This is a genomic window from Rhodopirellula sp. J20-39 (assembly GCF_057365095.1).
In genome coordinates, this window is sequence record NZ_CP195123.1 from 1790244 (window position 1) to 1801516 (window position 11273).

9 protein-coding genes are annotated in these 11273 nt (G+C 53.8%); 4 read left to right on the plus strand and 5 right to left on the minus strand.

Annotated features, from left to right (window positions below; genetic code table 11):
• Nucleotides 1-56 precede the first annotated feature (56 nt).
• A complete protein-coding gene (locus tag ACR3ZL_RS06435) occupies nt 57-605 on the plus strand; it encodes a rhomboid family intramembrane serine protease (RefSeq protein ID WP_473648706.1) in 549 nt (182 codons plus the stop codon).
• A gap of 406 nt (nt 606-1011) precedes the next feature.
• Entirely contained in the window at nt 1012-2490 is a 1479-nt protein-coding gene (locus ACR3ZL_RS06440) for a NosD domain-containing protein (protein ID WP_486173298.1), read from the plus strand.
• A gap of 117 nt (nt 2491-2607) precedes the next feature.
• On the opposite strand, the gene ACR3ZL_RS06445 is transcribed toward ACR3ZL_RS06440, so the two are convergent.
• The 4 genes from ACR3ZL_RS06445 to ACR3ZL_RS06460 form a co-directional block, all read right to left on the minus strand.
• Nucleotides 2608-3600 carry a 3-keto-disaccharide hydrolase gene (locus ACR3ZL_RS06445; RefSeq protein ID WP_473648704.1) on the minus strand — a complete coding sequence of 331 codons (993 nt, stop codon included), beginning with the start codon at nt 3598-3600 and terminating at the stop codon, nt 2608-2610.
• Nucleotides 3601-3840: 240 nt separating this feature from the next.
• On the minus strand, nt 3841-4086 hold the full coding sequence (locus ACR3ZL_RS06450) for a hypothetical protein (protein ID WP_473648703.1): 246 nt from the start codon (nt 4084-4086) through the stop codon (nt 3841-3843).
• Between the two features lie 19 nt (nt 4087-4105).
• Complete coding sequence (locus tag ACR3ZL_RS06455) at nt 4106-5257, minus strand: FAD-dependent oxidoreductase (RefSeq protein ID WP_473648702.1); 1152 nt, start codon at nt 5255-5257, stop codon at nt 4106-4108.
• A gap of 178 nt (nt 5258-5435) precedes the next feature.
• Complete coding sequence (locus tag ACR3ZL_RS06460) at nt 5436-6866, minus strand: sulfatase (protein ID WP_486173299.1); 1431 nt, start codon at nt 6864-6866, stop codon at nt 5436-5438.
• Between the two features lie 865 nt (nt 6867-7731).
• Between ACR3ZL_RS06460 and ACR3ZL_RS06465 the strand changes: the two genes are divergently transcribed.
• Together ACR3ZL_RS06465 and ACR3ZL_RS06470 are read left to right on the plus strand one after the other, a co-directional pair.
• Complete coding sequence (locus tag ACR3ZL_RS06465) at nt 7732-9684, plus strand: hypothetical protein (protein WP_486173300.1); 1953 nt, start codon at nt 7732-7734, stop codon at nt 9682-9684.
• A 2-nt stretch (nt 9685-9686) separates the two neighbouring features.
• The gene (locus ACR3ZL_RS06470) at nt 9687-9905 is read left to right on the plus strand and encodes a hypothetical protein (protein WP_486173301.1); all 219 of its coding nucleotides are present in this window, start codon (nt 9687-9689) and stop codon (nt 9903-9905) included.
• Nucleotides 9906-10156: 251 nt separating this feature from the next.
• Here the strand turns inward: ACR3ZL_RS06470 and ACR3ZL_RS06475 are convergent, their stop codons facing one another.
• Nucleotides 10157-11170: a leucine-rich repeat domain-containing protein gene (locus ACR3ZL_RS06475; protein ID WP_473648699.1), complete on the minus strand. Its 1014-nt coding sequence runs from the start codon at nt 11168-11170 to the stop codon at nt 10157-10159.
• Nucleotides 11171-11273 lie beyond the last annotated feature (103 nt).

The window sequence follows — 11273 nt, forward strand, 5'->3', positions numbered from 1 at the left end:
GGAGATTGCCCAGCGAACGAGCGTTGAAGAACTAGGCTTGAAATTGAAAGGAAACCTTGATCCCACCTTCGCTGATTCCCGTCGCAGTAATTCTTGCAGCCATGTGGTTGGTTTATTTCGTCGACTTATTGCTGCCGATCTCGATGGTGTCGTTCGGGTTGGTTCCGCGTACGCTGCATGGCGTGTTGGGCATTCCAGTGATGACGTTCCTGCATGGAAGCTTCAAGCATTTGTTGAGTAACACGGTTCCGCTCGCGATCTTGTTGTCGCTGACGATCGCAACCCGAGACCGGCCATGGCCGTCGATTATTTCCATCGTGTTAGGCGGTGGCATGATGCTGTGGTTGTTCGGCAGATCAGCCAATCATGTGGGGGCCAGTTTGTTGATCTTTGGCTTGATCACCTTCTTGATAACAGTCGGTATCCAGGAAAAGCAATTCATGTCGATCGTCATTGCGTTGGCGGTCGGCTTCTTCTTTGGCGGAAGCTTGCTTTGGGGTGTGATTCCAATGCCAGGAAGCACGGTGTCGTGGGACGGGCACCTGTGCGGCGCGATCGCTGGCGTGGTCGTCGGGTTGAATGCGACCGCTCTCTCCTTCGACTAGGAGTTTCGGTAGCAAGAGTTGCCTGCAAGACCGAGGATCGCTAGTAATCACTTGGGATGCCTCAGCATGAAGCGACTCTCGTTCAGGCGTCGAAGCATCTTTCGAATGTCGTCGCTATCCCTGAGATTCCGGGATTGGCGACGCACTGCGTTTGCGCTCGTCTTGCTGACGGCAGGCTGCTTGACGAAAACCTTGCTAACCGAATCTTCTATTGAAGCTCTGACTTTCTATGACACGGACTTAGGCGATTCTAAGTGTATAAGTTAAAGTGCTCTTTTGGGGGACACGAAGATGAGCCAATCGCCGTACCCACAACTCGCCGTACCCACGGCACGTCCCGTGTCTCGATCGGGCATCTCGTTCCGTTCCCAATTTCTGTATCCGTTGGCAACTTGTAAAAAAACTAATGTTTATGAAGTCCTGTTTTGCTGTTGGTGTCCTGGCGGTAGTCGCTGTTTTCGCTGGCGATTCACTTTATCGTCCAATGTGGTTTCCTTTCGATGCACGGTCTTCAAAACATGTACCGAGCATCTCTCGAGTTGATTACACGCTGGTGCAGACAGAAGGCTCGACAGGCAAAAACGACAACTCATCGATTCAGTCGATCGACGAGCTGGAGGTTGCCGCACAACGTCCCGCGACAGTCGTCGTCCTCACCGATCACGGAAAGTTGGAATACTACCTGGACAATAGCGGGGAGCGGGAAGTGTCGGCGGCACTTCAAGAGATCTTCGACCGCACGGCCTCTCTTGAGGATTCATCGGCAACGTTTGAATTCTTGCCCGGAGTTTATTTCCTCGACGCACCCCTTACTGTCAAATTGGTCAGCCTCGAGTTACGGGGCAGCGGCCACCGAGGAATCGATGTTCACGGCATGAACCTGAAGAGCGGTACGGTTTTCCGGTTCGGTAAAAACACCGGGCCCAACTGTCTGACCTTCCTCACCGCCGGACATTCCAAGAGCTTTCCAGATGGGGAATCTCCTTGGAGATACAAGAACTGCAAGGTCGGTGTCTCTGGCATGACCTTTGTGGGATACAACAACACAGGTGTCGATACTGCTAGCGGTTACAGCCGTTTCCGCGGCGATGAACCCAATTTTCGGGGCCTCCACTGGTATCCCGCGCCGGATCGCTACCAGGATGTTGAAAAGGAAGGTCAGCGAGCCATCGTCATTAAAGACAAGAGTGGTAAGTGCGAGATGCTTAGCATCAACAATTGCGTCTTCACTGAGTTTTACGTTGGCGTCGAAACCGGCTCCATCGACGTATGTAATATCACCGATAGCTGGTTCGCTCAAATGGCCTACGGCATCCGGATGCGTGGTCAGCAACCCGTTTTATCGATCGAAAACAACTGCTTCGCCGACCTTGAAACCGGTGTGATCGTTAGCGGGGCGAGGATGGCTAATTTGAATAGCAATGGTTTCGCCTACGTCAGCAAGTGTTTCGAGCTCAGCAACACTCTCTACTCGACGGTCAGCAACAACACACTCGACAACTGGGAACAGTCGATCGGTGCGGCAGCATTTGGCGGATTCTGTCACATCGAAGGCTCACGAGACCTCGTGATGATCGGCAATAGCGTCCGGAGTAATATCGACGCACGTACTAAAACCACGACGGTGCACAAGAAACCTAACGGCCGAGCTTTCGTGAACATCGAAAACTCCACCAACCTGATGCTCGCCAATAACGTGTTCGACACGATCCAAACCCAAACCGTAGTTCGGCTGCACAACGTCACCGATTCCGCGATTCTCGACAACATCATCCGCTACGGCAAAGGTGGAAACGCCGTCGCTCAAACAGGCAATTGCCGAGGCAACACCTACCGCCCACTCCAGCCAGACAGTTCCACGCCCTTCGACAAGTACGTCGAATAATGTTCTCCTGACCAACCGATAAAGCTGATGGTTCCAGTCAACAGCGGTTCGGTCAGTGGTCCCTCGTAATCGAAAGGTGAGGCGGTTTCCTCGCAAAGGCCGGGCCACCTCGCGAGGTTAGTTTGGATTGGTAAGAAGGTCTTCGTTTTTCAGAACCGGAGCCAAGTAGATGTCTTTGTATTTCACCGAGGTATGGTCGCCTTGCAGGTAGATCGGCCCCGGTTGAGCTGCGTTGGTATAGATGGCACCCGAGGTAGGACGATCGACGGGTTGATTGTCGATCACCTTCACACCATTGAGGACAACGGTCACATGCCGATCCACCAACGTTAGATCATACGACTGCCACTGGCCGCCAGGGTTTCCGGTATTGGTCGACGGAGCGATCGCGCCGAAGATGGCGCCAACGCCCTGGATGCCTTGCATACGGCTATCGCGATCGACCACTTGCGCCTCGTACATTCCACGCAAATAGATACCGCTGTTGCGAGCTTCCTCGACAAGGAATTCGATGTGCAACCAAAAGTCTTCGAATTCGGCTTCGGTCCGCAGATTGGCATAGGAACCGGTTGGGCTGAAATCGGTTTTGGTTGTCGTGTTGACCAACATTCCGTCGATCACGCTCCAACCGTTCGTCTTTTCCGATTCGTAAGGACGCCAGCCGCTCATGTCCTTTCCGTTGAACAGCGAGATTGGGTGCCCAAAGTGAACGTTGGATAGATCCGGGGCGGAAGCGGGCATCGCCGGAACTTTGGTTCCTGTGAACGCGTCGTGTTTTGTTGTCCCATCGGCGAGCTTGCGTTCAAAGGTGCCGTCTAGAACGCCATCGTTGATTCCCACGTCGACTTGGGTGACTGTCGCTGGTGAGCTCTTCTTCCGATTGTTCTTGATGATTTGGAATCTCAATCGATCGTTTACCACGCTCGCCTTGTAGGGGCCGGTTGGACCGATGTACAAGCGAATGTGAACAAGCGGCTCGCCGTTTTCCTCGGTCACTCTCATCCATGCGGGCAAGCCAGAATCCAGTTTGAGTGACCAATCACCCAACAACCCACTTTGGATCTTGTCACTGGAATTCTGATCGGCTCTCGCGGTGTCACAGGTCGACAAGAGAACGCTGAAGCAGAATAGACATACTGCAAGCATCCCAGTGGAAAGAAATGTGGCCGAACGCTCCGCGGTCGGTGCTGAGAGAGGCGACCGCGGAGCGTTCGCCCACCCTTTGCAGCCAGGTTTTGTCGTGGTGATCTTCAGTGAATTTAGAATTGTCATTCGTGCTGCTGCTTCGGTGCGGTTGCTGGACTTGGGGATCGAGCCTTCGAGGATCAGCCAGCCTGGATAGTTCATCCTTTAGAGCGAACGTTTCACCTTGATAAAGTCGATGTCAGCCCGGGCTGAGAGAGCGGCGTCTTGCTTCAAGTGAATCTCGCATAGGTTATCAGAGCCGAGATTTTCGATCTTTTGATAAATGTCGTTGCCCATGCGTGCTGAGTTGGCGTTGTAATAGTATACCGTCACCGCGGGAGAGCCGATGCTTTCGAGAATGAAACCGTGTTGTTCCGCGATTGAGGCGAATCGTTTTAACTTCTCGATCACTTCCTTGCCGACTGGGGTTTCAGAACCATCCGTTTTGCAGGCCGCTCAGGGTTTGCAGCATGCGGCGGCGAACCCAGGGCACTCTGGGAAACCAAGGTAGGCCAATGTTGCGGCACGTGGCAGACAGCGGCACATTGGATTGAAAGAACGGTGTCAGCAATCGGGTCAGCGATTGGTAGTAGCGGACCTTTCGTTGCCGACGTGTCTGATAGCGGACGGCTGCTTGTTGGAAGGTTCCCGTGTCAGCGATTGCATCCGCAAAACAGGCTGCGTCTTCCAAGGCCAAGTTGACGCCCTGGCCTAAATGGGGACTCGACGGGTGAGCTGCATCGCCAAGGAAGACGATCTTGTCTGTGTGCCATTGTCGCATGCTGACGTGTCGGTAGCCGGCGAACGCCATCTCTGTGAATTCGTTGATGGATTCGAGGAGTTCCGTGGCGGGTTCGCACATGGCAACGACCTCCTGTTTCCAAGCCGGCAATCCTCGTTGAACAAGTCCTTCGTAGTGATCGGTGCGCAGTCCCCAGAAGAAGCTGCATTGTCCATTGCCAATCGGTAGCAATCCGACCAACCGGTTGGTGCCATCAATGACTTGATGCAACCGATTGTGAACCTGTGAGCAAGGGCCCGTCGCCCAAATGGCAGCGTAGTCGTAGTTGATGGTTCGTGAACCGAGTTTCGCCACCGTTCTCAATCGAGATCGAGATCCGTCTGCAGCGACGAGGAAATCAAAGGGGCCGTGTTGGGTGCCATGTTGGTCGATCACATAGACGTCGTTCCCATCATCGCGAAAGTTGCAAACTTGGGTCGAAGTATGCAGACGGACGTTGGACTGATTGCATAGATTCATCAATTGCTGAAAGAGCAACCCGCGATGGACGCCGTAGGCGAAGTGGTTGTCGCCGAGGTGGCCGTAGTTCAATTCAATCAGTGGTCGGCCGGAGAGTAGGAACGCCTCGATGCCTTCCAGTTTGGCCGCCTGACGAGCAATCGTGTCAAGGATTCCTAGGCGATCCAACACGACTTGCCCACTGGGTTGGAGCATGATGCCCGCACCAATCGCTTGGCACTGGGCCGCTTGTTCAAAGATCGTGACTTGATGGCCCGCTGATGCGAGCAGATGACTGACCGCGGTACCGGCGATGCCACATCCCGAGACCGCAATGTTCATCTCGGTTCGCTTTCGATTGAGTGGTGGTGATTCGAAATCCAGGACCAGTGTTCAACATCGATTCTGGCTTAGGATTCGAAAGGTTCACGCTCATCATACACTTGCCAGACGGGCTACCAAGCAGGTTGCCGGTGGACCGCAGTGCCAAAAGGAAAACTAACCGCCGGTTGATCCGATTTTACTTCGCGTGTTGCGGTTGGCTGGCATGGGTCTTCTTCAGCCAAGACTCCAGTTCCAAGCGAAGTTTGTCTGCCTTCTCTGGCATCTCCTTCGCGAGATTTTGCGACTCGCTGATATCCTCATCGAGGTTATAGAGTTCGACGGAATCATCGTCGTAGTACTTGATTAGCTTGTAGTCACCCGAGCGAATTGCGCTTCCAAGTCGATTCTGTTTGTGGAAAGCGTAGTTGGGATAGTGAAAGTAGATCGAATCGCGTTTCAATTCGGATCCGTTTTCTAGTAGCGGCAACAACGAGATTCCATCGGGCGTATTGGATGGATCGGCTTTCAGATTGGTGACGTCAAGAATGGTTGCGTGAACGTCCATGGTGATCGCGGGTGTCGCGGTTCGCGTGCCTGCGGTGACGTGACCGGGCCAGCGAACGATCATCGGGACTCGAATGCCGCCTTCGTACAGGAATCCTTTTTCTTCCCGAAGTGGTTGAACGTTGGCGCTGAACGGTCCGTTGTCTGACGTGAAGATAACCAGTGTGTCCTCGTCCAGACCTTTCTGGTTGATTGCATCGAGTAGCTTGCCGATCGATGTGTCCATTCCTTCGATCATCGCGGCGTAAGTTGGGTTCTCAACGCCTGGTCCATTCCGCTGTTCGTATTTGGCGATCAAATCGGCTGGAGCTTGGAAGGGATAGTGCACCGAGTAATTCCACCAGCAAAGGAAGAATGGGCGGTTCCCGTCCGCTTGGGCGGAACTGATAAAATCGATGCATTCGTCGGCGCAACGATCCGGTAGGTACTCGCCATCGGTCTTGCCTTCCAAGTTAGGAATTCCGTACGGGCTGAAATAGCTTGGTGGCCCACCGAAACGACAGCCACCGATATTGATATCGAAGCCCTGGTGTTCAGGCCGTAGCTCCGGTTCAGTTGGATGGTCTACGCCGGTGTCGGACGTGGAGCGACCGCGATGGGAGAGGTGCCATTTGCCGACGAATCCAGTCGCATAACCGGCTTCCTTGAGTTGCTCGGCGATTGTGATCCGTTCCAGTGGCAAATGACGCAGCCACGTCGGCGTGATCAAGTCCGTACCAGGCTTCTGGAAATGATTGGGGTGTCCTCCGGCATGGTTGGTAATGTTTAGGCGAGCCGGTGACTCGCCGGTCATCAAAGCCGCGCGTGTTGGGGTGCAAACGGGAGCCGCCGAATAGGCATCGGTAAACAGCAAACCTTGCTGTGCCAAGCGGTCCAGGTGAGGCGTGTCAACTTCTTCGTTGCCGTAACAATGAAGATCTTTCCACCCCAGGTCGTCTGCCATGATCAAGACAACGTTAGGCCGTTTGGCTTCCTCTTCGGTTTGCTTGCCCGACGCAGTCGCCGTAAAGACGCAGAGGGCAATCAACGTGGCCGACAGGATTTCAACTCTCAGGTTTAGCATTGTTGGTTTCGTATACGGGTATTGGTTTGAGACACGTCGCAGGAAGGAAGCAGGTCAGAGAGGCAGGCAATTCGGATGGCGATGATCAGCGGCAATGGACGGCTTGCGTCCTGCCGCTAACCATCGAAAAGTTTTCTCTGCGACAGTGGAATAGCTTCACCTCGTTACCCTTGTCGATCGTTGAGTGGCTGGTGATGTGACCGAGGCAGGGGAGAGCGAATGGTCCGCTTGCTAACTCGTTGATAATTGAGGACAGCCAATCATTGAGCCATGTCCTAAGTTATCGCCGTTTAAGTTCAGTGGCTGTTGAGACCTTCGATTGTTGTCTTCTCAACATTAGCTGGATTCGTCGAGGCAAGAAGATGTGGACACATCAACCGTCTGTTGATGCTAACAACCATCGCAACGATAGATGTGTTGTATTCGCCGGGTAGCGATGTTTTTGCGCACAGTGCGTGTGTTCTTATGTGAGCCGGTTTGTCCTCTTTCGGCCACGCGGGAGGTTGAACGGATCTGTAAATAGGCGGGTTGTTCGGGGGTACTGAACCGTTTGCAAACAATGGTGCCGCCGCGGTGGGACCCGTCTGAAAAGCTTTCGTCGCAATTGGATGGTTCAAGCGAGAAGTGATGAAGCTCTACCGAAATAGGAGTCTTCACGGGGACTATGGAATCGATCGACGAGCGTTCTTGATGCCGTGCCCTCTACCTTCCTTTGGTACATCCTTTGCTTTTGTTTGCACGTGGATTTGGCCTCAGGAATTTTGCATGGCAATCCACATAAATGATGCCTTGCGAGTAGTGAACGCATTCACTCCTGATGTGAGATCACACCGTTCGTTCCCCACAAAACACTTGGACAAACTCGATGAGACGAATTGATTTACGCCGTCACGCGATTCATTGCATGGCGGCAGGTGCTGCGACTTTGTTTGGCTTCGAAGCGGTCAGCGTGTACGCTCAGCCGCCTACGCCGACACCCGCCGGAATCGAAGCTTCCAAAGAAAAAGGTTCTTCAAAAACTCGTATCGATGAATCCAACACGTCGGATGAAGAGGGAGTTGACTACCTCACCCGCGGCCCATTGCACGAAGCCTTCGCGGATCCATATGCACGCGATCCCAAACCCAACCTTATCATCAGCGAGCGGCCGCCCGAGCCGATTGACGAACTACCACCGGAGTATCGGCCGGACGGAGACAATGTGCGTTGGATCCCTGGATACTGGGCTTGGGATGACGAGCGAGAAGACTTTTTGTGGATCAGCGGAGTGTGGCGAGACATTCCTCCGAATCGTCGCTGGGTAGCTGGCTATTGGGAAGAAGCTTCCAACGGTTTCCGCTGGGTTGATGGCTTCTGGACTGAATCGAACGCTCGCGAGGTCGCCTATTTGCCAGCACCACCGGAGTCCGTTGAGGAAGGTCCTTCAGCTCCTGCCCCCAGTGAAAACCATTTCTACGTCCCGGGCCACTGGACCTATCAAGCAAACGACTACCAGTGGCAACCAGGGTATTGGGCCAAAGCTCAACCCAACTGGGTTTGGGTTCCGTCGCAGTACTACTGGACACCGCGTGGCTGCGTCTATCGAAACGGATATTGGGACTACGACTTGCCTGACCGAGGCATCGTCTTCACGCCTGTCTACTACCGGCAACGCACCTACACGCAGCCAAACTATGTTTACCGACCACGGTACGCTCTTGATACAACGTCGGCGTTGCTGGTGAACCTATTCCTGCGTTCCAACACCAACCGCTACTACTTTGGTGACTACTACGGAAACAACTACTCCAATTCGTATTACCCGTGGATCAACTATTCGCAACGCCGAAATTCTTATGACCCACTGTACGCATACTATTCCGCCCGCGGTGTCGGTCAAAACTCGAGAACGCTGGATTGGATCAACCGTCGCTATGACTACTTCTCAAAGAATGACGGATACCGACCGCCTCGCACAGTAGCTGACCAACGTCGCTTCCTTCAATCCAACGCGCAAAACACCGATGGCTTGGATTCAGGAATTTTACGAGTGGCAGCGATCGCCGAAAGCATGAACAGTCTGGTCAACGACGAGCGTTCTGGCTTGAATTTGCAACGCGTCAACGATTCCGAACTGGACAACTTCCGCCGAGACATTCGCGAAACGACCAATGATTTGATCAATCGCCGTCGAGAATTCGAAGTCGGCTCGCGTTCGGAAACCGATGTTGATGCGGAAACGGATAACTCCGCGGCCTCCGCCAACGCGAACGTTGATACAAACGCACGATTGCAGTTGCCCGAAGTGCTTCGAAATGCGAATGACGAGACGAACCTACGTTCACGCTCGAACCAACGGGCGCGAACGAATGAGCGAGACGGCAATCCAATCGAACGCCTCGAACGACAATCGCGAGAAGCAACCGACGATGCGATCGGAGAGGTTCGTGAACGAGTCAACGGTGGCCAAGGTCAAACGCGAAACGCCCGCGAACGGCAGGAAGGTGCTCGAGATAATCAATCACCACGCGCAACCGATAACTTGCCGGCGAACGGTTCGCCGACAAATGGCGCGCCAGATGGATTGAACCAGGAACTGAACCGCCAGCAAGACCAGATGCGAGAGCGCCTGCAACAACTTCGGCAAGAAGGACGAGCGCGACCACAGCGTCCCGACGACTGGCCAACTCGACAACCGCGCACCAACCGAGGTGGTGGCATCCCAGAAATCCCCACAAGCGGCAATCGCGACTCTGGTCGAGAAACTCCTGGCCAAGGTGGCGGCGTCCCCGGAATCGGTGGCGCACTGGATCGCGCGGTGCCAACTTGCCCGGTGTAGACTTGCCGAGTGCAAACTCACCCAGCGCAGCCAGGACGCCGAATCGCGGCGGTGGTTTGGGCCAGGGAAATCCGGGCCGCAGTAGCAGTCCTGGCCGTGGTAACAATCCGGGCCGCGGCAATAATCCAGGCCGTGGCAACAACGGAGGCGGCAATTCTGGTAACGCGATCCCTAGTGGAGGCAACATCGGTGGTGCCATTGGAAAGGCACTTGGTGGCTGAGCCACGTGTGAGTCCGATCGAATGAGCACAAACCCGTCTGAATGAATATTAGGCGAGTTTATCGCATTTGTGCTGCGTTTCTTTTCTCGGCCGGGGACGTGGCAAGTTGCGGTGCTCTTTGATCAAGACCTGCCGGTTGTGAGTGTTCGATGGCGTCAAAAATGACGGAACGAGCATAGCGGAAAAAGTTTGTTAGTGCTCGATGCGACAGGGGCAAAAGATTGGTCGCCGACGAATTGATCGCTATCAACCTAACCCGGTTCGTCTAAGCGGAGGACCTTTAAACCTTTCAGCTCTTCAAACACTCTGTTGGAAGGTGTGATCCCTTGGTTACCCCGAAAGTCGATGTGTTCGAGCTTGGGGGCAACTTTAGGGAGGGCGGTGATTGATTCGTCCGATAGGTACGCGTTTGTGATAATGAGTTTATTCAGAGGAAGAGGCTCTGAGATGAAATCAAGAAAAGAGCCAGTGACCATCACGTTACGCAGTACGAGTGTCTTCAGCTTGGGGAATTTCGATACGATGACCATTGCGTCGTCGGTAACGCCGAAGGCTCTCGCAAACTGAAGTGTTTCGATGCGACTCGAAAAGGCGTCGTGCTCGGCAAGTTGCTTGAGCCCTTCCGAGGTTATAGCGGCCCCTTCTACGGCCAAGGATGTCACCGCAGGCAACATGGCGACGAGGTTCATCGTGGAGTCATCGACTTGCGGCCCTCCAATTTTTAGGTCTCGTAGTGATCTACAAGCGTCGAGTTTGCTGAAGTCATCGGCTGCTAACGCATTACAATTCCGAAGGTCCAGTGCTCGCAAAATCGACAACTCGCGAAGCGGTCGAAGTCCTTCGCCGGTCAACTGATTCATTTCAATCAGTGCCAATACTTCGATGTTTGGGCAATGCTTGACTATTAATCCACTTGCGTTATCGGTGAGGCGACTGGGCCGTCGAAGAGTTAGCCGTTTGAGCTTCGGAAGGCCGCTGAGTAAGTCGTCCAAATCATCGTCACTAATGCTGGCATCCTGTAGCATCAGTTCGTTGAGGTTGGAGATGTTTTTGAGTTCGCGAACTGTCTCGGGTGATACAGTACTTAAACCCAGCAGAAGTCTTTCGAGAGTAGGGAATTCCAAGACGGAGTCGACCAGTTCGGCGTCGGCGAAGGTTCGGTTTGTGACAAGGTCGATCGAAGACGGCGAGCCATCGTCACCTAATACCACGGTACCACCGGCCGACTGAATCGACTTAATCGCTTCGGTTTGTTTGGGTGACAATGCAGTGCGCGGTTCCTCTGCTACGGTTGATTCTTGTTTTGAGGCGATTTTGGAGCTCGAGCTTGGATCCCCTTCTTTCACTCCGCATCCGACCACCAAAAAG